Here is a 25047-nt window from a genome sequence, read left to right on the forward strand (position 1 = left end):
TAAAAGTCCAGCTCTAACCTGATCAATACCGAATGTTTTTTTAAAAAAAACTAATCAGTTTAAACTATTAAATCTTGTTCCTAAAGGAATAATGGCTAAAATTGTCTCATTGAGGTCTTATGCATTTTTTCGAATAGTTAGGGAATATCTTAAAAATTTACTTAAAATATGAGAGAATATTTGGCAATAAGCAGATTTATGAAAGCTTACGGAGACAATTTTTTTTTCAGACTCTCCTAAAAAAGTAGAAGTGTCTATTGCTATTAAAGACCAAAATTTCTAACAACAATGCTCCATGTTAAAAACATCCTCAAGGATATAATGGATAGTTATATGATGGGTAGTTAGGTTCTGTTTCATAAAGAAGATTGTAAGCAGGAGGGATTCTACGCACCAGACGCTTGCTAATCACCTTGTTCTCTTTTACAAGCAAAAAATAATGCTTTTCTATAACAAGACCATTGCCTAAGTCAATTCTTTCTATATATTGATATTCTTCCGCCCCATCTTCGCGTATGCAAATTGCATAAGGATCTCCTACTTGGCATTGTATTTCATTAATTGAAGCACCTGTTTCGATTTCACAAAAACTCCTATCGGTCATTGCAAAGTAGGAAGAACAACAACCTGTTAATAATGATAGATAAGTAATAGTTATTAATCGTCTTTTTGCCATATACGTCCTTGAATAAAAGTACGAAATTGATCTGCTGTTGCATATTCTGCTCGCAATAAATAGCTCTGGTCTTCCTGTTTTTCATACACCTCAAAGCCCTCAAAGCCAATCTCATTGATTCGAAATTCCCAAGCAATAATTTTATCATTGATTAAACCTGTACCTTGAATTTTACCTACGGCTTGATTTTCTAAATCGATGATAAATTCTCCGTGTTCCATATTAGAAACACAAAATTGATTACGCATCATATCGGAAAAACCCTTGATTTGTATCTCTTGCTCACAAGCAATCTTATTTGAATGATCTTTATTTTCTATATTCCAACGGGTAAAAAAAGCAAGTTCTTCTGTTACCATATTCAGTTGAATCGTTCCCTGCCCTAACCAAACACCTGCATTAAAAAGAAATGAATGTTGATTCATTAAAACATAAACCTTCTGCTATAAATACTTTGTAAAATCCCCAAAGCTGCCATCGTTGAAATTACCGATGATCCACCGTAAGTAATCAACAGCAAAGGCACTCCGGTAATAGGTAAAAAGCCGCACATCATCCCCATATTAATAATCATATGTATAGCTAAATAAGCTGTAATTCCTGCAGATAGCAAGCGTCCAAAATCATCATTTGCTATTGCAGTTACCTGAAATCCAAAATAGATCAAGCCAGAAAAGAAGAGCAGTAAGAAAAACACCCCTATTACACCAAATTCTTCAGAAAAAGCAGCAAATACAGAATCTGTATGAGCAGCAGGTAACCACTGTTTACCAGAAAAATCACTATTACGCCAACCACTACCAGTCCAAGATCCTAATGCAGTTGCTGTTTGAGAAGCTTTCTGATGATAGGTACTTGGATTAAGTCTTTCATATTGATATTCTTTCAAGACCTTAGTTGCATAAGGACGGATCTGTTCATGAGACAAAACATTTAAAAAAACCAAACTCACACAACCCAAAGCAAATAATGCTAAATAGGCCATAACTTTAATCACTTTTTTTTGTACTCCTCCTAAATAAAATAAAATAAGTGTAATAGGATATAAAACAAGGGCTGTACCTAAATCGGGTTGTTTTAAAATCAAAAAAAAAGGGACAAGGACAATTAATAAAGCCTGATAAGGAATGCGCATATATTGGATATGCCGCTTATGATTCTCCAAATATAAACTCAAAGCCATTATCACTACCAATTTTGCTCCTTCGGATGGCTGTATATCAAAAGGAATGCCAGGAATTCTATACCATCTCTGTACATTATGTACCGTAGGAATAAAAAAAAGCCCTATCAGTAAAATGAGTATTCCTAAATAAAAAATCCATACCCATTTTTTAAATTTACGATAGTCTAATGCAGCAATTATAAAATAGACAATCCAGCCAATAATAAAAAATCGTATTTGCTTCATGACCCATATGGTAAATACGGTAGCCTCTTCTTCATCAAAATTAGCACCTGTCATAGAAGCAATAACCAAAACGCTAACTACCATTAAAATTAATATAATTGGAATCATTCTAAAATCAAGGCGACTTAAATACCGATGATCCCACATAATTAACTTCTTTGAATATACCTATTGGACACAAATTACGTACTTAATCTAATTTTGTCTAGGAGAACTCCATGGGCCTGCCTGTTAAGCCAAAATTTGACTATATCCATTTTGCAACAATTGATTCTACAAACAGTTGGGCTAAAAGAAATACCTCTCTTTTAAATCAGAACCACATAACTGTTATTACTGCCAGTCAACAAACAAAAGGGTATGGCAGATGTAAGCGCAGCTGGGTTTCCCCTTTTGGAAATATCTATGCAACTTTATTTTTTACTCTTCCTTTAAATTACTCTTATCTCATAAACCTAGGGCAAATTTTAGCGCTAGCTTGCAGCCATGTTTTAGAAAGCAAAGGGTTTGCTCTACAACTTAAATGGCCAAATGACCTCTTGCTCGAAAAGAAAAAAATAGCAGGCTTTTTAGTAGAGGTCCTTCGCTCTGAAAAGCTGGAAATTGTACTTGGAATGGGCCTTAATGTAAATACGAACGAAGAACATTTGAAAAAGGTCGATCAAAAAGCTACCTCTTTAATGCTCTTTAGTAAAAGAACCTGGGAACTAGGTAGTATTTTAAATCCTATTTTATATACATTTTATAACTATCTTCGATTACTTTCTTCTTCTGGGTTTACTCATTTTCAACCCATCTATCAAAAACTACTTGCTTTTCAAGATAAAGAGATTGTTTGCCAATTAGGGAATCAAAAAATACAAGGAATCTGTCATTCAATAAATCCTGATGGCACATTAAATTTGCAACTCCCCTCCGGCTCTATGATTTCTCTTAATGCTGCAGAAATTTCTACTTCTTAAATACATTTGAAAAAAACTGAAATTATTTTTTTCATATGGATCTACATCCTTTTAAAAATTTTCCAGTAAAAAAAGAATATATATAAATGTGCAGAGCAATTTTTTCAAATAATAGTCAAATAGAAAGAAGATCCTCTACTTCGATTGCAAATATTGCAAAGAACTCAATAAGGTAGCTCTTCCTATTATTGCTACTGCTGCTTTTGCAAGTGCTCTATCGGTTTCTTCATTTGATTATAGTTCCTGTATTGCAGCATGCTGAAATCTATGCGCTGGTCCATTTTCTAATATGGAAATGTCGATTCAAAGAGGAATTTTACACTTAAAATCCATTAATTGAAACCAGTAAAAAAAATAAAAAGCCACTTTTAAGCCTAAATATGAAACAAAAAACAAGCTTTCTCTAATGCTTCACAAATCTTTACTTCTTAAATACATTTGAAAAACAGGTAAAAAGATTAGAGAAGCAACTAGTCTCAGTTTTTTTTAAACTCACTCTTCTCTTTAAAGAAGAGATGCTTTCCGATATATTTAAATCAGTTTTTGCTGCGCTCTCTGTTTCTCTTAAAGAAGGGATACTTTCTAATGCATTTAAACCAGTACGTATTGTTACGCTTCTTTTAAAACTAGATTGATCTTGTGAAGAAATAGCTATTGACTTATCGTTTGCGGACATATGTATTTCTCTTCTAAGGAAGTTTAAAAAACTTTATTATAAATTATTTTTAATGTAAATAAATTTTTTTATATAAAAGAAATGCCTGAAAATAAAATACACATTTTATGATCTAGTCCCACTTCAATCTCCTGTTAGAGCCTCTTCCGCAAAAATCCTTAGGAATAGCAGCAAAAAAGATCATGTGCAGCATGAAAAATCAACCCTCTTAATAATTTAATAAGGAAAGGTCTGGCTTAACCGACAAACCAGAATATACCTTTGTTTGCAAAATTTCTTCAATGGCTTGCAAGGTTGACCCTATTGCAGAAGGACAAGAAGTACAAGCTCCTTGATAAGCAATAATTACCTGATTATCCAAAGTAAGTTCTTTAATCTCAATCCCACCTGCATCTAACTCTATGTAAGGGCGAATATCATTTGCAATTACCATGTCTAATATAGCTATTTTTTGCTCATGACTAAGATCTTTCCATCCAGAATATTCCTCTTGATTATGCAATAAGGAATTCAAAGGAGTAGTTATATAATTATCTGGAAGAACAATATCTCTACAAGATTGTACTGCGTCTTTAATTGCATCAATGACAAGATTTAAATAAGAAAAAGCAGACTCAGGAAAAGCAGGAATCTGACTCTTATCACGCGCTTGTTTATCAATTAAATCTGTGTTTATAAGAGCTGCTTGATCGTAATTTTTGCGTATTAAAACTTCACAAGCAGCTTCTAGAGCACCAATTAAGCAAGGAGGACCAAACATCTGAAATTTTGCATCAGCAATAACGCCGTCGCTCTCATCTACAAGCAAGTAAATTTTAATCCATTTTCCCAGTTGATAATTGCCCTGTGTTCCAACAGCTAATCTCATTCCTTTAGCTTGTGCTTCTGCAAAAGAAAATGCACCTACATACAAAGGTTTTTCAATTTTTTGTGCAAGACGTTTACTATATTGCATCCAGGAATGGATCATAAAGCATCTCCTAAAAGAGTCATTTTTTTTAGTTGCCTTACACAATCTACAATGATACAAACAGCTGCTTGTATTTGCTCTTCTGTTGTTTCATAAGAGAGGCTAAAATTAATTGCCGTATAAGCTAATTCAGGTGCAATATGACATTTAATAAGTATTTGAGAAAGCAATTGATACTGCCCAGATCCTATAGAAGCAAATACTCCTTTACGATTTAGCAAATACAAAAGAGCTTCTGCATGTATGTCTGGGAAGACAATAACAGAGCAATTAGGAAGTCGCTCTACATGGGTAAAGAGAATCTTGGCATCGCTAATTTGTAAAGAGATCTTTTCTTCAAATTCATCGCGTAGTCTTGCAGTTTCTAAGCAAATCGATTCAAAAAGAGCGACATTTTCTTCAACAGCTGCCACTAAACAAGCCAAAGAAGCGGGCATGGGTTGCTGCGTGCAAGAAAATAAAGTATGTTCTTTAACAATCATGACAGAAGTTCCTTGAGGAGCATGGATCAAAGACCCTTCTAAGGTCAAAAAATCAATAGGAAGATCACGTAAACAAAGATGGATTTTACCCAGCACAGAACTTGCATCTATATGCAAAAGAATGCCCTTTTCTTTACACAGCTCTGCTAAATCAGCCACTGGATGGATGATGCCAGTCATAGGATTTGCCCAAGATAAACTTAAAATAGAAACTTTAGGAAGTAAAGCTTTATCTAATATCTCTTGAGTGATTTGTCCTTGCTCATTGATCTCAATTTGCCTACATATACATCCTATGTCTTCTAACTCTTGCCAAATCTCTAATGAACCCCTATCTTCTATATTAGTTGTTAAGATCTGATTTTTACCAGTCTGATAAACCATATTACGGTAATGAGAAAATGCCAAGTGAGATAGAGCTTCTAAACGATTTTGAAAACAAAAAATGCGATCTTGGGGGTTTAATCCTAATAAATCAGCAAAACGTTTAGTATTCTTCTTCATAGAATCTACTATCTGTTGCCCCATGAAATGAGGAACCAAAGGGTATCCCCAATCATTTTTAAAAAATACGAGCATTCTTTCAATAGCGGATAGAGAAGGCTTTGTAGCATTATGATGATCGAGATATATCATTTTTTTCCCAAGTATTATGCATAAAAGTATAAAATAGAGGCTCCCCTGTAGCAAGTTCCAACTCCACTACCTGCTCTTTAGACAAATGATCTAGATACATCACAACCGAACGCAAAGAATTTCCATGAGCCGCAAGGAGAACGTTTTTTCCTTGTTGCAAAATAGGTAACACATATTCTTTAAAATAAGGTATTGTGCGCTCAGCTGTCATAGCTAAACTCTCTCCTTCTGGAGGGGGAATATCAAAACTTCTGCGCCATTTTTGTACTTGTTCTTTTCCAAACCTCTCGATTGTTTTTTGTTTATTTATGCCCTGCAAATCTCCGTACATTCTCTCATTTAATTGCCATGCCTTTACAACGGGTATACAATGTTTTTTTATATTCTCATCATGGATTTGAGACCATTTTTCCGGTTTATTTCTTTCTGGCTCTATAAAATAAGGGACTTTCCCCGATTGATGATATGCCATCGAAATCATCGCAGTCATTTGTGCTCTAAACAATGTAGAAGTAAAAATATAATCGATAGGAATATGAGCGATTTTTTTACCAGCTTCGATCGCCTCTTCGATCCCTTTCTGACTTAAGGGAATATCCACCCATCCAGTAAATAAATTATGCTTATTCCATTCCGATTGTCCATGGCGCATCATGATTAAAGTAGCTTTTTTTGACATATATCTTCCATTTAAAGTATCTCTATTGGAATCATATTAGCAAAAACTAGAAAAATCAAAAAACGAAACAAAAATTTAATGAGAAGAAAAAGAAAACCACCTCATCCTGGAAAGATCCTTGACGAACTTTACATTAAACCCTGTAGAAGCTCTCTGGCTAGAAACAAAAATTAGAGCCGGTGAGGCAAACATTACCCCGGCTATATCTCTATAGGTAGAGGAGCATGAACACAAACGCGTAGAATTAATCCTCTTCCACAAAACATTGGAATGACCAGGTCGCCTTATTCTAAAATTTAGTAATGTAGATGTAAGGTACTGATCTACCTACTCGTGTTATTTCTGAAACATAAATTTAAACCGTTGAAATTTACTGTTATCTCTTATATAATTTTTCCCTTATGGAAGACAAAAAACGTTTAAGCAAAGTCCTTGCTGCAGCTGGAGTGGCTTCCCGAAGAGCTTCAGAAGAATTAATTTTTAAGGGTAGAGTGACCGTTAATGACGAGGTCATACTTATTCCTCAAACCCTTGTTTGCGCTCAAAAAGATCAAATTTGTGTGGATAATGAGCCCATCCAGGCTGAAGAAAAAAAAGTTTACTACATTTTAAACAAACCTCATGGTTTTATTTGTTCCAATGCTCCTTTAGGAACAAAAAAAAGAGTTGTCGATTTATTCGCTCATCTTCCCTATCGCCTATTCACTATTGGACGGTTAGATAGAGATACAACAGGACTCTTATTGGTGACTAATGATGGACATTTTGCAAATAAGGTGATCCATCCATCTTCTAATATTCAAAAAGAATATTTAATCAAAACACTACAAGAAGTGACTGATTTACATCTAAAACAAATCTCTAAAGGAATTTTTATAGAAGGATCTTTTATAAAACCTATACGAGTGATAAAAGTACGTAAAGGCACATTAAAAATTGTAGTTAAAGAAGGAAAGAAGCGAGAGGTTCGTTTGCTTGTACAAGCAGCAAACCTTGAGATTTTAGAACTATGCCGCATTCGTATCGGCGGGTTGCTCCTAGGTCCTATTGTCGAAGGCGGTTTTCGACACATGTCGGAAACAGAAAAGCAAATTATTTTTCAATCTTCTAATCTTTGAAAAAGAGTTGTATTCAATTAACTTTAAAGCTAGATTCTGATATGAGATTTGAGTATTTTATAACAGGATTGTATGCTTAACATCGCACGCCTTTTTGGCAAGTCTCCTTTTGCTCCTCTGCAAACCCATATGAAAAAAGTAGCTCATTGCATAGAAAAACTCTCACAGATGTTTGCTAATTTAGAGAAAAAAGATATAGAAAAGATTGCAAAAGCAGCTCATGAAATTTCTCGTCTTGAACATGAAGCGGATCTAGCTAAAAATGATATCCGTAACCATCTTCCTAGGAGTATCTTTTTACCTATTGATCGGGCACAATTTCTCGATATCTTATCTATCCAAGATGATATATCCGATAAGGCAGAAGACATTGCTACCCTACTTACTTTAAGCCCTCTAGAAGAGTGCAATGGATTTCTTCCACAAGTACAGAGTTTTTTTTATAAAAATGAAGAGGTATTTATTCATTCTAAGCGTATCATTGAGGAAATCGATGAGTTGTTAGAATCTTCTTTTGGAGGAATTGAAGCAGAAAAAGTAAAAACAATGGTAGAGGAAACCGCCTATCTCGAACATGAAGCAAGCAAGATGCAGCATGTACTTACAAAAGAGTTATTCACTAGAGCTCATTCTCTTTCTAATGCAGGTTTCTATTTATGGATACGCTTGATTGAAGAAATAGCAAAAATCTCTCATCTTTCTGAGAGCTTAGCAAACCGCATTAGAATGGTCCTAGAACTAAAATAACGATGGACACTGCAACAATACTTACATTGCTTGTTCTAGCCATTGGTCTTTATATGGCCTGGAATATTGGAGCCAACGATGTTTCTAATGCTATGGGGACATCTGTTGGCTCTGGAGCTCTTACTTTAAGAAGAGCGGTTATTCTAGCAGCTGTCCTAGAGTTTAGTGGAGCTTTCTTCCTTGGATCTCATGTCTCAGAAACCATGCAAAAAGGATTGATTCACACTCAATTGTTTGCAGAAGATCCCTTGATCTTAGTCTTAGGGATGTGCGCTGCGTTATGCGGAACTGGGGTCTGGTTACAAATAGCTTCTTTTTTTGGATGGCCTGTTTCTACAACCCATGCGATTGTAGGAGCTATTTTAGGTTTTGCTGGCGTGATTATGGGAATCGATGCTATTCAATGGAATGCAGTGAATTCCATTGCAACTAGTTGGGTTATCTCACCTGTTTTAGCAGGTATGATTTCTTATTTTGTATTTAATATGCTGCAACGCAATATTTTATATGCAATGAACCCTTTAGAAGCAGCAAGAAAATTTATTCCTTTATTAACCTTCATTGCTCTTGGTGTATTTACTCTAAGTTTACTGTTCAACGGGCTTACTCATTTAAATTGGCATTTTTCTTTTATCCAAGTATTAGCTTTTGCCTTTGTCATTGGTAGCATTGCTTCTTTTATCGCTTTTCTATTAGTTCGTAGAGTGTATTCTCCCAATGAATCAACCCCTATTTCTCGTTATTCCCCTCAAACGGTTATCAGTCTAGAAAAAGCACTCAAGCACCTACAGCGCGTTCATGTGGTATCTTATGATGAAACCCATGAACAGATAGGACATTTAGTGAAAGAAATCCAATCGCTCTCTCAACAATTAAGACAAGAAACAAACTTTTTAGAACGTACTTCTGAATATACTTCTGTAGAAAAAATGTTTGGCTACTTGCAAATCTTAAGCGCTTCTTTTGTTGCTTTTGGTCACGGAGCTAATGATGTTGCTAATGCTATAGGCCCTGTTGCAGCCGTTCTAGACATTATTAATAGAGGAATTGTTTCTCAAGCAGCAACAGTTCCTTCTTGGCTACTTGTATTCGGAGGGTTAGGAATTGTAACAGGTCTTGCAACCTGGGGCTGGAGAGTCATTGCTACTATTGGAAAAAAAATCACTGAGCTTACCCCTACCCGTGGATTTTCCGCTGAATTCGGCACTGCTATTACCATCCTCCTAGCTTCTAAATTAGGCCTACCTGTTTCTACCACACACTGCTTAGTCGGTGCTGTCCTAGGGGTAGGACTAGCTCGCGGAATCCGCGCTTTAAACCTTAGGATGCTTCGCGATATCGCACTATCTTGGGTAATCACCCTTCCTGCCAGCGCAATAACTAGTGTTCTTATCTTTTATTTACTAAAGCTATTTTTATATAAATTTTAATTTAAAAAATAGCCAGATTAACTCACCTCGTGTTATTTAGAAAATAACTTAAGATGTAAATCTCGATACAATATAATAGCTCTTAAAAAAAGCTAAAGACCTGTACCTTCGTAATTTTTAGATATTCTTCTATCCAAGCAAATCCCCTGATAAAAATCGCTTCTGACCTTGTAAAAAGAACTACGTATTGCACTCCTACTTTGCGTGAATATGCTCCTGAAAAAACCGATTACCTAACAGCTATTCATTATATTTTTCAATAAATTCTTAAATTTCGACGGCTTTTCTATCATGGAGATTTTTCTTATACTTTATTCGGTCTCAAGCCAATGGGAAGCATTGATTATAGTTTAAACCATCTTTGTTTCCCTGTATTTTATGAAAATCCCGAACAGCATCTCTATTTGATGGCTTTAGATGAAAAAGACTGGAAAATTTGGGAAAGATACCAGGACCTTTTCCCTATGGAAAAATACAGCTTTGTTAAAGTAGAGAAAGATGATTCTTTTGGGTTTCTTTTAGTAAATAAAGAAAAGTCCTATGCTGTCATTGAAAAAAACCTGCAACTTTTCCAAAACCTCACAGGAAAAAAAGTTTGTCCTCGCACGCTCTTACACATACTCTGCCAAGGACAGCTTGCTTATTCTTTTTCTAGAGCTCCTTGTCCGACCTTGTATTACAAAGCTCTTGGGCTTTTATATGGATACGGAGAGAAAAACGTGCAAGTTTTTATAGAAAGAGAGCAATTATTACAAACCTTAAGCAATCTTCCTCTTAATATAAAAAACCTTCCACCAGAAATAGTTCGTTATTTGGAAAGGATAGAAATTTCCAAAATGCCTGCAAAATCTCCATCTAAAGTAGAGGTTGCCTCTTTAGTATTTGAACTTAAAAAATTACTCCATGAAAACCATTTCGTTAAAGGAACAAAAAAAGACCATCCTTTTTTTCCTATCAAAAGATCTTTATTTTTTGGAAGCGAGAAATACGCTCAAACACAAACCCTTATTGAAAGTTGGGATAAAGTAAATAGCTCAATAGTAAAAATATATGAATCAGATGCCTTCTTAGAAACCATTTTAGAGATGTTAACTGCACCATGACTTGGACAAAATACCTCTTCTTTCTATTGATAATCACTTGTTGTACTTACTGCCATGCAAAAAACAGTAAAAATCAACCTCTTAAACAACAGCAGTCTCAAGTGTCAGAAGATCTTGCACATGTCATTTGGAATATTATGACAACCTATGAGGGAGAGTACAATTTTCGAGAACTTATGCTGAACCTTAAGAGGCTTAATACAGGAAAGATACAAGTAAAACCTTTAAAGGGTTGTTACGACTCTCTAATCACATCTCTAAAAAATAAGGTAAAAGAAAAGGAAATTCTTAATCTTCAAGCTGCTGAATCTTATTTGTGTAAGATATCAAATAGAGATGATATCTATGAGATAGTTAAAGACAAACTCTATTATAAAACAGTAACCACAGGGGCAGGAGAAGAACTCAAAAATACAAATAACACTCCTTTGATTTCTTTTAGAGAAAGGGATCTAAATGGAGAAATTTTATCTGAAAATATTTCAGGAATACGCATTTCACTCTCCGAAATGATTCCTGGTCTTCGTAAAGCTTTAGAAGGAATGAAAGTAGGAGAAAAAAGAGAAGTATTTATCCATCCAGATCTTGCTTATAGAGAATTCCCTAAACCAGAACCTTACTCTTTGATTATTATTGAAGTCTCTCTTATTTCTCTTTAGGAGAAAAAGACTCTTAAAGCTAGCTTTTTAAGCTAAAGAAGCCTGTTTAGCAGCTTCTTCTTTTCGAGTTCTGTAGAGAATAAATAAATTACTTCCAACAATAACCATAGCTCCGATTAATGTATAGATGTCTGGTGTTTTATTCCACCAGGTAAAGTCAAGAGCTACTACCCAGAAAAAAGTAGAGTAATCAATAGGTGCAAGAATCGAGGCTTGTGAAAAACGAAGTGATTGTGCAATGGCGTATTGGGCACCAGCTGTCAGTATACCTACAATTGCAAAAAGACTCCAGTGAGTCCAGGGCATTGGTTTCCAAACAAGAGTAAACTGAGAAGATAGCCAATTTGGGAAAGTTGAAGAAATAAAGCCTAAGATCAGCATTGCTACGATCATTACGAGGTTCGGGTAAATAGCAATAGCAAGACTATGCTCTGTTGATGCTAAACGGCGCATGAGAATCTTATTCAAAGCTCCAAGAAAAGTGGCAAAAAGCACCAAAAAGGCTGCTGATTCCATTACACTTGATCCAGGACGCATGGCAATGATAACTCCTATAAGACCGATTCCTACAGCAATCCATCTCTCGCGAGTAACTTTTTCTTTAAGCATCAATGAACCTAAGACAATCATGAAGAAAGGTGAGGTATAGCTAAATGTATAAATTGTCGTTAAAGAAGCGAGCGAAAAGGCAAACATAAAACAAAAAGTATATATTAAATTAACCGTTAGTCGAGTGAGATGGCTAGCTGGGTGTTTTGAATAAAGAACCTTACGCGGCCCACCCTGGAAATAGGTTGCAATGAAAAGAGGCACTAAACGAGTAAATGCACGTAGCAAAGTGACTTGGCAGACACTATATGTGCCCATGAGATGCTTGATGAAAGCATCGGATAAAGGATAAAGAGCCAATCCAAGAATCATCAAACCAACTCCTAAGACGGCCTTATTTTGTAGCTTTCTATCTGCATTAGCTTCATATGCCATAAATACTCCTTCTCATTCCAAAAAATAAACCATCTAAAGGGATTTTTTTCTCCATTATTCTTTAAATAATAGATATTTGTATATGTTTTATTTTTTTTTACACATACAACAAATTGGCATGCATACGCTACAACAAGAGGAGATAGGATGACGAATGAGCATCTGATTAGTCAATGTTTCCTCTTGTTCTATAATGGTAAGAATTGCTTGAACCCAATCAGGATGATGATTGAGCGCAGGACAGCGAATAGCGGTTAACCCCTGCTTGCGAATGGATGGTAAATACAGTTTTTCGATTTCAAAAAGAGTTTCTATATGATCTGAAGTAAAGCTTAAAGGAATAACTACTACTGTTTTTCTATCTGTCCAATTGCTAATCTCTTCACATACATCACTTGTATAAGGACGAAGCCATTCTTGCTTATCAAATTGAGATTGATAGGACAAATGACAAACCGCTTGAGGAAACCGTTTTTTAAGAGCATAAAAACTCCCCTGACATTCTTTTTCATAAGGGTCCCCTGTACAGACAAATTTTCTAGGGATCGCATGGGCAGAAAAAAGCAAACATACCTCTTCTTCTTGAAGCTTGTGTTGGTTTAAACAAAGGCGGATCTGTTGCTCAAATGCACTAAGATATAAAGGATGTGTTGCATAAGATTTAATCCAAGAGAGTTGATTTAGACTCTGTCCACATAAATTACGAGAAAAAAAAAGAGCTATGCTTCCTGTTGTAGCATAGCTAAATTGAGGAAACATAGGAAAAACTCGTATCTGATGATCTTTCGGTATTTGCTTGATAGCAGACAAAAAGCAAGCATGCGTTTCAGGCAGATAACGATGAAAGGTCAGAACAGGTGCTTTCACATATTTCTGCAAAGTTGCAGCCATTTTTTCCGTATCTTCATAGATCGGAGATCTACCACCGATCTTTTCATATTCAGGAATCACTTTCAATGCACGTTTCTTTGCAATTCGGGTAAATAATAAACGATGAATAAAAGAAGGAAATGGGGTACGAATCACTTCCTGATCAGTAAGTAACTCTTTTAAAAACCCCTCCACTTCTTTTAAGTTTCTAGGACCGCCAAAGTTGATAATGAGATAAGTATTTGACATAATTAAAACCTTAAACGATAAACATACCCTTTTTTATCTTATTGTGTTACAGATCATCTTATGTTAAAGAAAATTTCTATCCTATTGCTACTAGCTCTTCTTTGCTGCTGTGGAGGCAAAAACCACCCACAAAGAGTGGCTCTTGACCCTAGTTGGTATCCTTTAGATTTAGAGGATAGAAATGCACAATTAGTGGGTTTTTCTACAGAAATTTTGCAGAAGGTCTCCAAAAAACTCCCTCTTGCTAAAATCACAACAGATGCACATTACCTGCTAGAAGACTTACTTCAAGAGAAATATGAAGCTGTGCTTTCTTCTTTTCCTCCCTACAACTTTAACAAAGACCGCTTTGATTTTTCAGAAAGCTATTTAATGTTAGGTCCTGTAATTGTAGTAAATGAATCATCCGATATCTCTTCTACAAAGCAGTTAAAAGGCAAAGCTGTCGGTGTGCTCTCGGATGCTAATGCTTTATTAGTTGAATCGGTTCCTAATGTATTAATCCATCAATACACCTCTAAAGCACAAGCTCTTGAAGATATAATTTCAGGTGTACTTGACGCTGCTTTAATCGATATTTTAAGCGCCTATGCCTATTGTGAAGATCTCTATCAAAATAAGCTAAAGGTAGGATCGCTACCTTTAAATAATGAGGCTTTAAGACTGATTACAGTACGTAATAAAAATAGTTCTTTAATCAAAGCTTTTAATAAAGAGATTCATCGGTTAAAACAATCTGGAGAATATCAGAAAATGCTTAATAAATGGAACCTTCCACAAAAAGAGATGAAAAATAAAAACCTTTAAGAAGAATTCTTTACAGATCCATTTGCACTAGACGGAAAAATGCGACATTTATCGTGCTCGCTATACTCTATTCTTATTTTTTCTAACTCTTTAGGATCAACTGGACAAGATTGAATATCCCAAACCAGTTTTGCATAATTCTTAATCGATTCATCAGAAGAAAAATTTCCCATAGCTGCTATGTTTTGCAAGGCATATTCTGCCCATTCTTGAGGCTTTAAAAACAACTCTTCCACCGATTTTTGCTTTCTATAATAATCTAATAAATCGCCTAAGACAAAGTAATAATCCAGTATATAACCCGCTTGACTATGCAGCAAACTTTGATACAAATTACTAAGCGCTTGATGCTCTTCTTCTGTTTGTGTAAAACTTCGATCACGTAGAGAATCAAGTGCTTTTCGAATAGAATCGTTTTGCATATAGATATCCCAAGGATTATAGTTACCCGTATGACGAATTAAGTCATTCTCTAATGCCGTTTTACCAAAACGAAAGGGCCAAAAACGGTCTGTTACCTGTTGATGCATCTCAATATTAGCACCGTCTTCTGTTCCAATTGTCAAAGCTCCGTTCATTGCTAGCTTCATATTGCCAGTACCAGAAGCCTCTGTTCCTGCTGTAGAGATTTGCTCTGATAAATCTGCTGCAGGAATAATTATTTCTGCTTTTGATACATTGTAATTTTCTATGAAAACCAATTTTAATTTCTGATTTGTTCTAGGGTCTTGGTTAATTCGTCTAGAAATACAGTAGCTTAATTGAATGATTTGTTTAGCTACTTCATAGCCAGGAGCTGCTTTACCAGCGATGAATACCATTCTTTTTATACGACGTGCTTCTGGATTCTCTTGAAGTTCATGATAGAGCATAATTACATGAATGAGATTCATCAGCTGCCTTTTATACTCGTGAATCCGTTTGATTTGTACATCAAAAAGCGCACTTTCATCCAAAAAAGAGTAATGACCGGAAGGCTTTCCTGTACTATCGCGTATAGGATTTGTATGTTGCAAACATTCAAGTAAGGCCTGTTTATTTTTTTTCTTGATTTCTAAGAACTCTTTTTGAGAATCAAAATCATTAGAAAATGAGGCAAGATTGCGTATTTCTTGAAACTGTGTAATCCACTGTTTACCAATTCTCTTTGTAATAAATGCAGCAAGAAGTGGATTGCAATCTAAAAGCCATCTTCTTGGAGTCACCCCATTAGTTACATTGACGAATTTTTCCGGATACATTTCATAGAAATCTTTAAAGATCTCTTTTTTTAAGATCTCTGTATGTAGAGCAGCTACTCCATTTATTCGATGTGATCCATAAATAGCTAAATTAGCCATCTTGACTTGGCCCTCTTCGATAATCGACATAGATCGTACTCTATCTTCATCTCCTGAGTATTTCTGACGAATCTGATTACAAAACTCTAAATTCATTTTTTCGATGATTGCATATTGACGTGGTAATAGATATTGCAAACTACTTTGATTCCATTCTTCTAAAGACTCTCGCAAAATGGTGTGATTAGTAAAGTTACAACAAGTTTTTACAGTATCTAAAGCTTCTTCCCATCCAAAATCGTGCTCTGTTATGAGTAGTCTCTGCAGTTCTGCAATGGCCAGAGATGGATGAGTATCATTGATATGGATACGTACCTTATCCGCGAATTCACTCATATTTGAGAAAATAAAAAGATGCCTTTTAATGATATCTTGTAATGAAGCAGATACCAGAAGAAATTCTTGTTTTAAACGAATTCTTTTGCCTGTTTCATTATGGTCGTTAGGATATAGCACATCGGTAAGACTAGTATTTTCTGCAGCTGCACCTAGCATTCCTGCATTGTAGCGCTGCAGTTGAAAGTTACGAGGAGATTCTTTCGTAGTCCATAGACGCAGTGTATTTACTGTAAAATCGGGGGTTTCTTTGTATCCAATAATGGGAATATCGTAAGATAGAGCTCTTACTTCTTCGTAATCTGTTAATGCATATACATCTTCCCCTTTTTTATTCTTACCAGGAACTGCTTTTCCAGCATAAAAAACAGAAGCAGCATGCATATCACGACGATACTCCCAAGGATTTTCATGCAATAACCATGCCTCTGGCTTCTCTACCTGAATCCCATTACATATCGCTTGATCAAAAATGCCATATTGATAGCGGAGCCCAAATCCAATAGCTGGAATTTGCTGAGTAGCAAGAGAATCCATTAAGCAAGCTGCTAATCTCCCTAAACCTCCATTGCCAAGACCTGGCTCTGGCTCAAAGCATAACTCTTCTTGATAGGAGCGGTTTAGTCGTTTAAATACATAGTTAATTAAATCGGTTGCATGGATATTTATAATATTATTTTGACAAAAACGCCCAGGCATATATTCCATACATAAATAAAAAAGCATTCGCGCTTTTTTCTCTCTGTAGGTATGTACACAAGCAGTCCAATTAATCATGATCTCTTCACGCAATGTCAGAGCAAATGCACGATAAAATTCTTCTGGGCTAGCTTCATTAATCGTTACTCCCATTGTAGTAATCAAGTAATGCCTGATTTTTTGTATTAAATTATCTGCTTGAGTTTGTATTTTTAAATCCATCTGTTTCCTTTGCCACTTGAAATTCTTTCGAGTATTGTGTAATTACTTATTATCTAACATAAGCAAGAGTTAATGTGCAAAAATTTGATCTTATTGTAATTGGTTCAGGTCCAGCAGGGGAAAAAGCCGCTGTCAAAGCGGCTTATTTTGGTTATAAAGTAGCGATCATTGAAAAGGAAGAGCTATTTGGAGGAGCTGGAACAGTGACTGGAACCCTACCTTCTAAAACCCTTAGAGAAACCGCTTTGTATTTTTCTGATAAATTAGAAAAAGGTCTTTATGGAATTGATCGCACCTTTTCTCATGAAGCTTCTATGACAGATTTTATGTATCGTAAGAATCTAGTAAAAGACTCCTCTTCTAAAGAGATTTTTACTAACTTATCGAGTCATCATGTTAGTATCTTTTATGGAGTAGCTAGCTTTGAGAACGCACATACCATTCGTGTACAAGGTAAAGATCTTGTTTCACTCTTTGGAGAGTTTATCATCATCGCAACAGGATCCTACCCTTACCATCCAGAAAACATCCCTTTTGATAACAAACGAGTTCACGATTCTGATACTATCCTACAATTGACAAGACACCCTTCATCCCTATGTATCGTAGGAGCTGGAGTCATTGGCTGTGAGTATGCGACTATTTTTGCAACAATTGGAACCCATGTCTATTTGATTAACGATAAAGAAAAAATCCTTCCTCATCTTGACGAAGAGATCTCGAACACACTTGTAAAAGAAATGCAAAGCTCCAGCATTGATATCCTTTTTAATACCTCCATCGAGTCCATTAATGTCCCTCCTTCCGATCAGACCCCTATAGAGGTCCATCTAAAGAATAACAAAAGTTTAGAAGTTGATATGTTCTTATTTGCCGCTGGACGCAGTGGAAATATAAAACAACTTAAATTAGAGCAAATAGGAGTTAAAACAGGAAAGAGAGAATTGATTATAGTAGATCATCAATATCGTACGAACATATCTAACATCTTTGCTGTCGGAGATGTCATTGGCTTTCCCGCTCTTGCTAGCACTAGCATGGAACAGGGCAGAATTGCAGTGGCTCATATTTTTCAAACACAAGATCTAGAACACTTACCCACCTATTTCCCCTATGGAATTTATACCATCCCAGAAGTATCTACCATTGGTTTAACCACTGAAGAAGCAAAAGACAAAAACATTCTTTATGCTACAGGTAAAGCCTATTATGCCAATATGCCCAGAGGTAAAATTATGGGTGCAAAAACCGGAATGCTCAAATTGCTTTTCCATAAAGACACTTTACAAATCTTAGGAGTGCATATCATCGGAAGAATTGCTACTGAAATCATTCACTATGGCGTAATTCTCGTAGAAGATAAAAAAACATTGCACCACATAATATCCCAAGTATTTAACTGCCCTACTCTGCATGACCTATACAAATATGCAGCCTATGACGGATTAATCCAAGTAACGCCAAAATTTAAATAAAGCAATCTTGCTGTTAAACACGGTACCTCTGTAAAAACATAAGGAACTAAGAATAAAAATATCTAAGAACCTTCTATGTGAATTCGTCAAGTCATTAAGAAAAAACGGTTATTTCTGCATATACGTAAAAGCATTTTACATTCTGGCGTTTAATTAATGCTTTACAAGCACAACAACGTACCCACAAGCTAGTGCAACTGCAGCAGTACTTGCACTAGCAATCCAAAAGCGAAGAACTGTGATAAAGGTTCTATTTACTCCTAGGTTGTTATTTCGAACGAAACCAGCAGTTGATTTTAGATAGCAAATGGATTGAGGATCTATAGATAAGCATCACAAGATTCTTTGCTCCCATGCAGGTAAAAAGTATAATCCTCCCGAAACCGCACAAAATATGAGTAAACTTGCGAAGTTTTTTTTTCCATCGACTAACGACTGATTTGTTGGATCTGTATTAGAAATCGTGTCTTCCGGATTATATTCAATAGCTAATCGATTTTCTCCAGGTAATACTGCCACCGGTTCTCTATGTCCAGCTAAGAAATAAAATCCGTTTCTCAACCCATTCCTTATAGGATTAAAAATTTGGTTTGCACAAATAGAAACCATATTTGCAATATTCGATGTCATTTCTTTCAGTTCTGATGATGATTTTGCTAGATTTTGTAAAGCTTGGGTGTTTTTTTTAGACAATTCGATTAAGTCTGCCTGTTGTGCAAGAAGTATTTTGCTATCTTCCCTTAATCTTACCATACCATTAGAGACTTCTTTACTAGACTGTACTAATTCTCCCGCTGCTTGAAGAGCCTCCTCGGTAGATCTTACTACTGAAAGAGCCAATGCAGAATCTTTTGGATACTTTTCTTCATACTCTTTCGTTATACCATATTTTTCTCTTAAAAATGCGTCGCTAATTGTTTGAGATATCTCATTTGTTGCAATATTTATTGGGACCATATTAATTATTTCCTGATATTACTGGTTAGAATTTGATTGTTCGGCCTTTTTAGATACCTCTTTCTTCGCTTTAAAATTTTGTACTTGCTGAATTAATGCTTTATGCGTTTTTTCGTGAATAACAGGCGCAACAAGGCACCCGCCAGTAACTGCAGCTCCAGCAGTACTTACACCAACAATTGCTGATCCTGTTCCACCTAAGGCAATAGCAGCCCCAGCAGGTGGAAATGCTAATACTAATCCACTACCTAATATTGCATCAGCAATGGCACAAACACATTGAAGTACTCTTTTGGATGATTGTAAATCTTCTTCCATAAGTTGAATTAATGTCTCTTCTTTGGTTTGCGAGCCCTTAAGTTTAATATTATCATTTTTAAGTTCTGTATTTTCGTTTTTCAAAATTTCATTAGCTTGTAGCGTAACTTTTAACTCTGTTACTGCTTTTTTATATTTTTTTTGTAGTTCACAGTTACTCTCTTTTAGCTCCATAATAGTCTTTAAAGGTAGAGTAATTGTTAGAACTGATGAACTTTGTATAGACATATTGTCTCCTAAAAATCTTAATTTAAAAATTAATTATTATTATCCAAGCAATCTGAGATTGCGCAGGCCTTGTTTAGTATCACTTTAAGAAATATGTTTTTATCTTGACTTAACAGCCATTCTAGATCTTGTTTATCCCACTTGCTACCAAGGTGTTTTTTTATTTCTATAAAATTAAAAACAGCAAAATTTTTAGCTTTTATTACATCCAACTGCTCTTGTGTCCATTTAACATCTTGATCAATGCCCTCTTCTGGAATAAAAAAATTAAGATCCATAATGCTTACTTTGTTACCAGAGTCCAAGATTTCATTGTTCTGATGTACTTGAACTTTATTTGGTGCAAGCATTCCCATAGCCACGAAACCAGCTACAATCGTCGTAGCTATCATGCTTTTTAAAGGAGCAGTACAAAGCATAGAGTCCGGATCGCGATCACAACTGGAATTTTGAAGATATGTCATAGTTGCCACTAATGCAGACGTTGTCAAAGAAAAGCAAGTAACCCTGAAACTTTGCTTGATTGACAGCACCAGATATTTCTACAGAAGATTGTGATAGAGATTCTGTCATATGGCTAAAGTTTTGACCCATTTTATGGGTATCTTTGGCGAACTGACCGGCAGAGGATTTTAAGTCACTACGGGTATTTTCTAGAACTTCAACAAGTTTATCTTCTGTTTTGGTTGTGTGATCTGCTAATTTTTTTAAATCATTTCTTGCATTGCTGGCGATTCCGGTTAATTTAATGGCTCGATACCATGAAACACCCATATCAGATTCCCATTTTGGTAACAGCTCCGACTTCTTTGGCCGTTTCAGTCAAATGCCCAGGAATTCCTTTGAAATCACTAATTAATTCGTTCGTATTCTTTAATGTTTGATTAACATTCTCTAAGGCTTGATCAGAATTCTCCAATGTTTGATTCGCTCTTGGAAGCGTTGCTCTTAGAATGCTGTCCATCGTGCTAAAGGCTTTATCTAATGCTTTTTGACCTGCTGCGAATACCCCACCCATTTATACAATCCTTTGTAAACATATATTTTTTTTAACGTGAAATATTACAAAAATAGTTTGTTAAAGAAAATGAAAATTTCAAAAGATTCATGCCTAACCAGAAAACTTAGAAACGCGGCATCTTTCATGCAAAAATGCTAATTCGTGCTTGTAAAAATGCAATGATAAAGAAGACGGAAAATAAGTGGTTTGAATATCTGCAAACCACTATAAACCAAAAAGGCATTCAAAAAAACTGCAAGAAGAGATCAAAATTGCAACTAAGACCATTGCAAGGCTCTTGATAAACTGCTACTTCACAAACTAAAAAGGTCATTTTCTCTGAAACCAGAAAGTAATTTTAGATATCAAATTGTTTATCCCTTTGCAGATAAATAGCACGAGATCTTTTGTTCTCCTACATACAAAAGATATAATCCGCCCACAACCATACAAAATTTGAGTAAGTTTACACACTTTTTTTTTTCGTCAATCGATGATGGGTTTGTTGGATCTACAGCTAATGGATTTTCTCCGGGTAATACTGCTGCTAGTTCTCTATGTCCAGTTAAGAAATAAAATCCGCTTTGTAACCCATTCCTTACAGGATTAAAAATTCGGTTTGCACAAATAGAAACCATATTCGCCATATTCGATGTCATTTCTTTCAGCTCTGACGATGAATTTGCTAGTTTTTGTAAAGCCTGTGTGTTTTTTTTCTCCAATTCGATTATATTATCCAGTCGTGTCTGGAGCTCTTTATTATCTTCTTGTAATCCTACCATACTATTAGAGGCTTCTTTTTGAATTTGTTCTAACCTATTCATTGTTTGAAGAGTCTCTTCGGTACATCTTGCTGCTGAGAGAACCTTTGCAAAGTCTCCTGGATACTTTTCTGCATACTCTTCTGTGAGACTATATTTTTTTCTTAAAAATGCGTCACTAATTTGAGATATCTCATTTGTTGTGCTATGTACTGGGTGCATATTAATTATTTCCTGATATTACTGGTTAGGATTTTGATTACTCGACCTTTTTAGAGGCTTCTTCTTTTGCCTTAAAATTTTGTACTTGCTGAATGATTGCTTTATGCGTTTTTTCATGAACAACGGGCGCAATAAGGTACCCACCAGTAGCTCCACCAGCAATAGCAGCTCCAAGCGCTGCCGATCCTGTTCCACCTAAAGCAATAACAGCTCCTGTAGGAGGAAATGCTAATACTAATCCGCCTCCTAATATAGCACCAGCAACAGCACATACGTATTGAAGTGCTCCTTTGGATGATTGTAAATCATCATCAATAAGTTGAATTAATCTTCCTTCTTCAGTTTTTTTTCTCTCAAGTTTAGTACATTTATTTTTAAGTTCTATATTTTCGGCTTTTAAAATTTCATTAGCCTGTTTCCCGAATTTTTCTTCTTTTTCTGCTTTTTCAGATCTTATTCTTAGATTATAGCTACCTTCTACCATCATATTAAAAGTGTCTACAGGCATCGTAATTGTTGGAATTGGTGAATTTTGTACGGATATATTTGGTATCGACATAGTTCCCTAAAAAGTTTAAGTTTAAAAAATTAGCTATTGTCTAAGCAATCGGAGCTTGTATAAACCCTGCTTAACAGCATATTAAAAAATATATTTTCATTTTGATTTAACAACCATTCCAACTCTTGTTTAGTCCATTTGTAATATTCAAGCTTTCTTTTTGCTTCAATAATATTAAAAATATCAATATTTGTAGTTTTTATTAAATCTAGCTGCTCTTTTGTCCATTCAATATTTTGATCAAGACCCTCTTCCGGAATGAAAAAACTAAGCTCCATACCTTGCTTTAGTTGAACCTGATCTAAACGATTACTCATACTCATTATTTCATTAGAGGCTAAAATTTTATTGTTCTGATGTATTTGAACTTTATTTGGCACAAGCATTCCCATAGCCACGAAACCAGCTACAATCGTCGTAGCTATCATGCTTTTTAAAGGAGCAGTACAAAGCATAGAGTCCGGATCGCGATCACAACTGGAATTTTGAAGATATGTCATAGTTGCCACTAATGCAGACGTTGTCAAAGAAAAGCAAGTAACCCTGAAACAACGATTTGTCTGATGAATATCTTGAGAGATAAAGCCAAGAAAATCTGCTGTGATATGGGTCATATAGCCAAAGTTTCGATTTGCTTGATTGACAGCACCAGATATTTCTACAGAAGATTGTGATAGAGATTCTGTCATATGGCTAAAGTTTTGACCCATTTTATGGGTATCTTTGGTGAACTGACCGGCAGAGGATTTTAAGTCACTACGGGTATTTTCTAGAACTTCAACAAGTTTATCTTCTGTTTTGGTTGTGTGATCTGCTAATTTTTTTAAATCATTTCTTGCATTGCTGGCGATTCCGGTTAATTTAATGGCTCGATACCATGAAACACCCAATATCAGATTCCCATTTTGGTAACAGCTCCGACTTCTTTGGCCGTTTCAGTCAAATGCCCAGGAATTCCTTTGAAATCACTAATTAATTCGTTCGTATTCTTTAATGTTTGATTAACATTCTCTAAGGCTTGATCAGAATTCTCCAATGTTTGATTCGCTCTTGGAAGCGTTGCTCTTAGAATACTGTCCATCGTGCTAAAGGCTTTATCTAATGCTTTTTGGCCAGCTGCGAATACCCCACCCATTTATACAATCCTTTGTAAACATATATTTTTTTTAACGCAAAATATTACAAAAATGATTTATTAAAAGAAATAAAATACGTAAATTAGCTAAAGATTGGAATTAGGGTTTTTCGTTGTGCACTCTCTTAAACTGACGTAGCAATCTATTCTGGAAATAACAAATTGCGAATGATAGCTGATGTTGCAAACATTTTTCCAAAATAACTGCTGTTGCGTAAGATTTATAAAAAAAATATATTTACTTCTCTTTTTTCTTTTGTTAAACTAGAACGCAATATGAGTTTTTTGAAACTAGTTCCAGCGCAACTTGTTTTACAAAATGGTATGACCTATCAAGGGCATACGCCAAAGTGGTTTAAAGAAACGGTGCTTGGCGAAATTGTCTTTACAACAGGAATGACAGGATATGTTGAATCGCTAACAGATCCTTCTTATGCAGGACAAATCTTAAACTTTACTTTTCCCTTGATTGGCAATTATGGTGTGCCTGATTCTTCTTTGTGGGAATCTGTGAAAATCCACGCTAAAGGCGTTATTATTAATCAAATTTGTCCTTTTTACAGCCATTATCAAGCAAAGACCTCGCTAGCTCAGTGGCTATATACGCAAAAAGTCCCCTTTCTCTCTGGAATAGATACTCGTGCTTTAACAAAGAGCATTCGAACAGAAGGTAGTATGCTTGGAGCCATTACACAAAAAGATAAAAAAACGGTAAGTTTTATCAATCCTTATACCTCTTCTCTTGTCAAAGAGGTTAGTTGTTCTACCTTAAAAAAATATGGGGAAGGAAAGAAAACCATTATTCTAGTTGATTGTGGCATGAAGCAAAGCATTTTGCGTTGTTTGCTTCATTTTCCCATTCAAATCAAACGAGTTCCCTTTGACTACAATTATTTAGACCAAGAGTATGATGGGATTCTTTTATCTAACGGACCAGGAGACCCTCTTAGTTGTAGACAAACAGTGGACATTTTAAAAAAAGCCTTAAACAAAAAAAAACCGATTTTTGGCATTTGTTTAGGAGCTCAAATCATGGCATTAGCAGCCCAAGCAAAAACTTATAAACTACCTTATGGACATCGAGGACAAAACCAACCTTGTGAATGTATAGAATCGGGGCGTTTTTTTCTTACATCGCAAAATCATGGTTTTGCCATTGAGGAAAATAGTCTGCCTAAAAATTGGAAAGTCACTTTTCGCAATGTGAATGATGGCTCTATCGAAGGAATTCGGCATCAAGAGCTCCCCTTCTTTGCTGTGCAATTTCATCCTGAAGCATCTCCTGGTCCCACCGATATGATGGGATTATTTGAAACCTTTTATAACATGTTATAGA

General features: G+C 35.4%; 28 protein-coding genes. 9 read left to right on the forward strand and 19 right to left on the reverse strand.

Annotated features, from left to right (window positions below; translation table 11 throughout):
• Positions 1 to 310: 310 nt before the first annotated feature.
• From RHAB15C_RS06085 to RHAB15C_RS06095, 3 genes are read right to left on the reverse strand one after another with little or no spacing between them, the layout of a single operon-like run.
• A complete protein-coding gene (locus tag RHAB15C_RS06085; RefSeq protein ID WP_194845223.1) occupies positions 311 to 676 on the reverse strand; it encodes a hypothetical protein in 366 nt (121 codons plus the stop codon).
• On the reverse strand, positions 658 to 1101 hold the full coding sequence (locus RHAB15C_RS06090; RefSeq protein ID WP_194845222.1) for a hypothetical protein: 444 nt from the start codon (positions 1099 to 1101) through the stop codon (positions 658 to 660). The genes RHAB15C_RS06085 and RHAB15C_RS06090 overlap by 19 nt, the downstream gene beginning before the upstream one ends.
• Positions 1101 to 2234: an FtsW/RodA/SpoVE family cell cycle protein gene (locus RHAB15C_RS06095; protein WP_194845221.1), complete on the reverse strand. Its 1134-nt coding sequence runs from the start codon at positions 2232 to 2234 to the stop codon at positions 1101 to 1103. The genes RHAB15C_RS06090 and RHAB15C_RS06095 overlap by 1 nt, the downstream gene beginning before the upstream one ends.
• A 71-nt stretch (positions 2235 to 2305) precedes the next feature.
• On the opposite strand from RHAB15C_RS06095, the gene RHAB15C_RS06100 reads away from it, so the two are divergent.
• Complete coding sequence (locus RHAB15C_RS06100) at positions 2306 to 3049, forward strand: biotin--[acetyl-CoA-carboxylase] ligase (RefSeq protein WP_194845220.1); 744 nt, start codon at positions 2306 to 2308, stop codon at positions 3047 to 3049.
• Positions 3050 to 3470: 421 nt separating this feature from the next.
• On the opposite strand, the gene RHAB15C_RS06105 is transcribed toward RHAB15C_RS06100, so the two are convergent.
• The 4 genes from RHAB15C_RS06105 to RHAB15C_RS06120 all read right to left on the reverse strand — a co-directional run bounded on the left by RHAB15C_RS06105 (position 3471) and on the right by RHAB15C_RS06120 (position 6492).
• Positions 3471 to 3725, reverse strand: coding sequence for a hypothetical protein (locus RHAB15C_RS06105; RefSeq protein ID WP_194845219.1), 255 nt, complete (start codon positions 3723 to 3725; stop codon positions 3471 to 3473).
• Between the two features lie 208 nt (positions 3726 to 3933).
• The gene (locus RHAB15C_RS06110) at positions 3934 to 4695 is read right to left on the reverse strand and encodes a NifU family protein (protein ID WP_194845218.1); all 762 of its coding nucleotides are present in this window, start codon (positions 4693 to 4695) and stop codon (positions 3934 to 3936) included.
• Positions 4692 to 5813: a cysteine desulfurase family protein gene (locus RHAB15C_RS06115; RefSeq protein ID WP_194845217.1), complete on the reverse strand. Its 1122-nt coding sequence runs from the start codon at positions 5811 to 5813 to the stop codon at positions 4692 to 4694. Before RHAB15C_RS06115 ends, RHAB15C_RS06110 begins: the two co-directional genes overlap by 4 nt.
• Positions 5791 to 6492: a 2,3-bisphosphoglycerate-dependent phosphoglycerate mutase gene (locus tag RHAB15C_RS06120; RefSeq protein WP_194845216.1), complete on the reverse strand. Its 702-nt coding sequence runs from the start codon at positions 6490 to 6492 to the stop codon at positions 5791 to 5793. The genes RHAB15C_RS06115 and RHAB15C_RS06120 overlap by 23 nt, the downstream gene beginning before the upstream one ends.
• Before the next feature lie 401 nt (positions 6493 to 6893).
• Here RHAB15C_RS06120 and RHAB15C_RS06125 point away from each other — a divergent pair, with 401 nt between their 5' ends.
• The 5 genes from RHAB15C_RS06125 to RHAB15C_RS06145 all read left to right on the forward strand — a co-directional run bounded on the left by RHAB15C_RS06125 (position 6894) and on the right by RHAB15C_RS06145 (position 11549).
• Positions 6894 to 7610 (forward strand): pseudouridine synthase, encoded by a 717-nt coding sequence (locus RHAB15C_RS06125; protein ID WP_194845215.1) that lies wholly within the window; start codon positions 6894 to 6896, stop codon positions 7608 to 7610.
• A 72-nt stretch (positions 7611 to 7682) separates the two neighbouring features.
• Positions 7683 to 8357, forward strand: coding sequence for a TIGR00153 family protein (locus RHAB15C_RS06130; RefSeq protein WP_194845214.1), 675 nt, complete (start codon positions 7683 to 7685; stop codon positions 8355 to 8357).
• 2 nt (positions 8358 to 8359) lie between these two features.
• On the forward strand, positions 8360 to 9787 hold the full coding sequence (locus RHAB15C_RS06135) for an inorganic phosphate transporter (RefSeq protein WP_194845213.1): 1428 nt from the start codon (positions 8360 to 8362) through the stop codon (positions 9785 to 9787).
• A gap of 329 nt (positions 9788 to 10116) precedes the next feature.
• Entirely contained in the window at positions 10117 to 10890 is a 774-nt protein-coding gene (locus RHAB15C_RS06140; protein ID WP_194845212.1) for a hypothetical protein, read from the forward strand.
• Positions 10887 to 11549 (forward strand): FKBP-type peptidyl-prolyl cis-trans isomerase, encoded by a 663-nt coding sequence (locus RHAB15C_RS06145; RefSeq protein WP_194845211.1) that lies wholly within the window; start codon positions 10887 to 10889, stop codon positions 11547 to 11549. Before RHAB15C_RS06140 ends, RHAB15C_RS06145 begins: the two co-directional genes overlap by 4 nt.
• 27 nt (positions 11550 to 11576) lie before the next feature.
• Here the strand turns inward: RHAB15C_RS06145 and RHAB15C_RS06150 are convergent, their stop codons facing one another.
• On the reverse strand, positions 11577 to 12533 hold the full coding sequence (locus RHAB15C_RS06150; RefSeq protein ID WP_194845210.1) for a DMT family transporter: 957 nt from the start codon (positions 12531 to 12533) through the stop codon (positions 11577 to 11579).
• A gap of 87 nt (positions 12534 to 12620) precedes the next feature.
• The gene (gene hemH / locus RHAB15C_RS06155) at positions 12621 to 13652 is read right to left on the reverse strand and encodes a ferrochelatase (RefSeq protein ID WP_194845209.1); all 1032 of its coding nucleotides are present in this window, start codon (positions 13650 to 13652) and stop codon (positions 12621 to 12623) included.
• A 60-nt stretch (positions 13653 to 13712) separates the two neighbouring features.
• Between hemH and RHAB15C_RS06160 the strand changes: the two genes are divergently transcribed.
• A complete protein-coding gene (locus tag RHAB15C_RS06160; protein WP_194845208.1) occupies positions 13713 to 14459 on the forward strand; it encodes a substrate-binding periplasmic protein in 747 nt (248 codons plus the stop codon).
• On the opposite strand, the gene glgP is transcribed toward RHAB15C_RS06160, so the two are convergent.
• Complete coding sequence (gene glgP, locus RHAB15C_RS06165) at positions 14456 to 17056, reverse strand: glycogen/starch/alpha-glucan family phosphorylase (protein ID WP_194845207.1); 2601 nt, start codon at positions 17054 to 17056, stop codon at positions 14456 to 14458. The genes RHAB15C_RS06160 and glgP overlap by 4 nt on opposite strands.
• Before the next feature lie 74 nt (positions 17057 to 17130).
• Between glgP and sthA the strand changes: the two genes are divergently transcribed.
• Complete coding sequence (gene sthA, locus RHAB15C_RS06170) at positions 17131 to 18531, forward strand: Si-specific NAD(P)(+) transhydrogenase (protein WP_194845206.1); 1401 nt, start codon at positions 17131 to 17133, stop codon at positions 18529 to 18531.
• Between the two features lie 333 nt (positions 18532 to 18864).
• On the opposite strand, the gene RHAB15C_RS06175 is transcribed toward sthA, so the two are convergent.
• The 9 genes from RHAB15C_RS06175 to RHAB15C_RS06215 all read right to left on the reverse strand — a co-directional run bounded on the left by RHAB15C_RS06175 (position 18865) and on the right by RHAB15C_RS06215 (position 23711).
• Positions 18865 to 19488: a hypothetical protein gene (locus RHAB15C_RS06175; RefSeq protein ID WP_194845205.1), complete on the reverse strand. Its 624-nt coding sequence runs from the start codon at positions 19486 to 19488 to the stop codon at positions 18865 to 18867.
• 18 nt (positions 19489 to 19506) lie between these two features.
• Positions 19507 to 20034 carry a hypothetical protein gene (locus tag RHAB15C_RS06180; protein ID WP_194845204.1) on the reverse strand — a complete coding sequence of 176 codons (528 nt, stop codon included), beginning with the start codon at positions 20032 to 20034 and terminating at the stop codon, positions 19507 to 19509.
• 29 nt (positions 20035 to 20063) lie between these two features.
• Complete coding sequence (locus RHAB15C_RS06185) at positions 20064 to 20498, reverse strand: hypothetical protein (RefSeq protein WP_194845203.1); 435 nt, start codon at positions 20496 to 20498, stop codon at positions 20064 to 20066.
• Positions 20470 to 20808 (reverse strand): hypothetical protein, encoded by a 339-nt coding sequence (locus RHAB15C_RS06190; RefSeq protein WP_194845202.1) that lies wholly within the window; start codon positions 20806 to 20808, stop codon positions 20470 to 20472. Before RHAB15C_RS06190 ends, RHAB15C_RS06185 begins: the two co-directional genes overlap by 29 nt.
• A gap of 1 nt (position 20809) precedes the next feature.
• On the reverse strand, positions 20810 to 21052 hold the full coding sequence (locus RHAB15C_RS06195) for a hypothetical protein (RefSeq protein WP_194845201.1): 243 nt from the start codon (positions 21050 to 21052) through the stop codon (positions 20810 to 20812).
• 356 nt (positions 21053 to 21408) lie between these two features.
• Entirely contained in the window at positions 21409 to 22017 is a 609-nt protein-coding gene (locus RHAB15C_RS06200) for a hypothetical protein (RefSeq protein ID WP_194845103.1), read from the reverse strand.
• A gap of 37 nt (positions 22018 to 22054) precedes the next feature.
• A complete protein-coding gene (locus tag RHAB15C_RS06205; protein ID WP_194845102.1) occupies positions 22055 to 22576 on the reverse strand; it encodes a hypothetical protein in 522 nt (173 codons plus the stop codon).
• Between the two features lie 29 nt (positions 22577 to 22605).
• Positions 22606 to 23466, reverse strand: coding sequence for a hypothetical protein (locus tag RHAB15C_RS06210; protein WP_220716038.1), 861 nt, complete (start codon positions 23464 to 23466; stop codon positions 22606 to 22608).
• Between the two features lie 2 nt (positions 23467 to 23468).
• The gene (locus tag RHAB15C_RS06215) at positions 23469 to 23711 is read right to left on the reverse strand and encodes a hypothetical protein (protein WP_194845201.1); all 243 of its coding nucleotides are present in this window, start codon (positions 23709 to 23711) and stop codon (positions 23469 to 23471) included.
• A 276-nt stretch (positions 23712 to 23987) separates the two neighbouring features.
• On the opposite strand from RHAB15C_RS06215, the gene carA reads away from it, so the two are divergent.
• Positions 23988 to 25046 carry a glutamine-hydrolyzing carbamoyl-phosphate synthase small subunit gene (carA, locus tag RHAB15C_RS06220; RefSeq protein WP_198424173.1) on the forward strand — a complete coding sequence of 353 codons (1059 nt, stop codon included), beginning with the start codon at positions 23988 to 23990 and terminating at the stop codon, positions 25044 to 25046.
• Position 25047 lies beyond the last annotated feature (1 nt).

It is taken from the genome of Candidatus Rhabdochlamydia porcellionis (assembly GCF_015356815.2).
GTDB lineage: Bacteria > Chlamydiota > Chlamydiia > Chlamydiales > Rhabdochlamydiaceae > Rhabdochlamydia > Rhabdochlamydia porcellionis.

Excerpts from the sequence above, each read along its gene's own strand:
- RHAB15C_RS06085 (WP_194845223.1), bottom strand. The coding sequence starts at position 676 with ATGGCAAAAAGACGATTAATAACTATTACTTATCTATCATTATTAACA.
- RHAB15C_RS06090 (WP_194845222.1), bottom strand. The coding sequence starts at position 1,101 with ATGAATCAACATTCATTTCTTTTTAATGCAGGTGTTTGGTTAGGGCAG.
- RHAB15C_RS06095 (WP_194845221.1), bottom strand. The coding sequence starts at position 2,234 with ATGTGGGATCATCGGTATTTAAGTCGCCTTGATTTTAGAATGATTCCA.
- RHAB15C_RS06100 (WP_194845220.1), top strand. The coding sequence starts at position 2,306 with ATGGGCCTGCCTGTTAAGCCAAAATTTGACTATATCCATTTTGCAACA.
- RHAB15C_RS06105 (WP_194845219.1), bottom strand. The coding sequence starts at position 3,725 with ATGTCCGCAAACGATAAGTCAATAGCTATTTCTTCACAAGATCAATCT.
- RHAB15C_RS06110 (WP_194845218.1), bottom strand. The coding sequence starts at position 4,695 with ATGATCCATTCCTGGATGCAATATAGTAAACGTCTTGCACAAAAAATT.
- RHAB15C_RS06115 (WP_194845217.1), bottom strand. The coding sequence starts at position 5,813 with ATGATATATCTCGATCATCATAATGCTACAAAGCCTTCTCTATCCGCT.
- RHAB15C_RS06120 (WP_194845216.1), bottom strand. The coding sequence starts at position 6,492 with ATGTCAAAAAAAGCTACTTTAATCATGATGCGCCATGGACAATCGGAA.
- RHAB15C_RS06125 (WP_194845215.1), top strand. The coding sequence starts at position 6,894 with ATGGAAGACAAAAAACGTTTAAGCAAAGTCCTTGCTGCAGCTGGAGTG.
- RHAB15C_RS06130 (WP_194845214.1), top strand. The coding sequence starts at position 7,683 with ATGCTTAACATCGCACGCCTTTTTGGCAAGTCTCCTTTTGCTCCTCTG.
- RHAB15C_RS06135 (WP_194845213.1), top strand. The coding sequence starts at position 8,360 with ATGGACACTGCAACAATACTTACATTGCTTGTTCTAGCCATTGGTCTT.
- RHAB15C_RS06140 (WP_194845212.1), top strand. The coding sequence starts at position 10,117 with ATGGGAAGCATTGATTATAGTTTAAACCATCTTTGTTTCCCTGTATTT.
- RHAB15C_RS06145 (WP_194845211.1), top strand. The coding sequence starts at position 10,887 with ATGACTTGGACAAAATACCTCTTCTTTCTATTGATAATCACTTGTTGT.
- RHAB15C_RS06150 (WP_194845210.1), bottom strand. The coding sequence starts at position 12,533 with ATGGCATATGAAGCTAATGCAGATAGAAAGCTACAAAATAAGGCCGTC.
- hemH (WP_194845209.1), bottom strand. The coding sequence starts at position 13,652 with ATGTCAAATACTTATCTCATTATCAACTTTGGCGGTCCTAGAAACTTA.
- RHAB15C_RS06160 (WP_194845208.1), top strand. The coding sequence starts at position 13,713 with ATGTTAAAGAAAATTTCTATCCTATTGCTACTAGCTCTTCTTTGCTGC.
- glgP (WP_194845207.1), bottom strand. The coding sequence starts at position 17,056 with ATGGATTTAAAAATACAAACTCAAGCAGATAATTTAATACAAAAAATC.
- RHAB15C_RS06175 (WP_194845205.1), bottom strand. The coding sequence starts at position 19,488 with ATGGTCCCAATAAATATTGCAACAAATGAGATATCTCAAACAATTAGC.
- RHAB15C_RS06180 (WP_194845204.1), bottom strand. The coding sequence starts at position 20,034 with ATGTCTATACAAAGTTCATCAGTTCTAACAATTACTCTACCTTTAAAG.
- RHAB15C_RS06185 (WP_194845203.1), bottom strand. The coding sequence starts at position 20,498 with ATGACATATCTTCAAAATTCCAGTTGTGATCGCGATCCGGACTCTATG.
- RHAB15C_RS06190 (WP_194845202.1), bottom strand. The coding sequence starts at position 20,808 with ATGGGTGTTTCATGGTATCGAGCCATTAAATTAACCGGAATCGCCAGC.
- RHAB15C_RS06195 (WP_194845201.1), bottom strand. The coding sequence starts at position 21,052 with ATGGGTGGGGTATTCGCAGCAGGTCAAAAAGCATTAGATAAAGCCTTT.
- RHAB15C_RS06200 (WP_194845103.1), bottom strand. The coding sequence starts at position 22,017 with ATGCACCCAGTACATAGCACAACAAATGAGATATCTCAAATTAGTGAC.
- RHAB15C_RS06205 (WP_194845102.1), bottom strand. The coding sequence starts at position 22,576 with ATGTCGATACCAAATATATCCGTACAAAATTCACCAATTCCAACAATT.
- RHAB15C_RS06215 (WP_194845201.1), bottom strand. The coding sequence starts at position 23,711 with ATGGGTGGGGTATTCGCAGCTGGCCAAAAAGCATTAGATAAAGCCTTT.
- carA (WP_198424173.1), top strand. The coding sequence starts at position 23,988 with ATGAGTTTTTTGAAACTAGTTCCAGCGCAACTTGTTTTACAAAATGGT.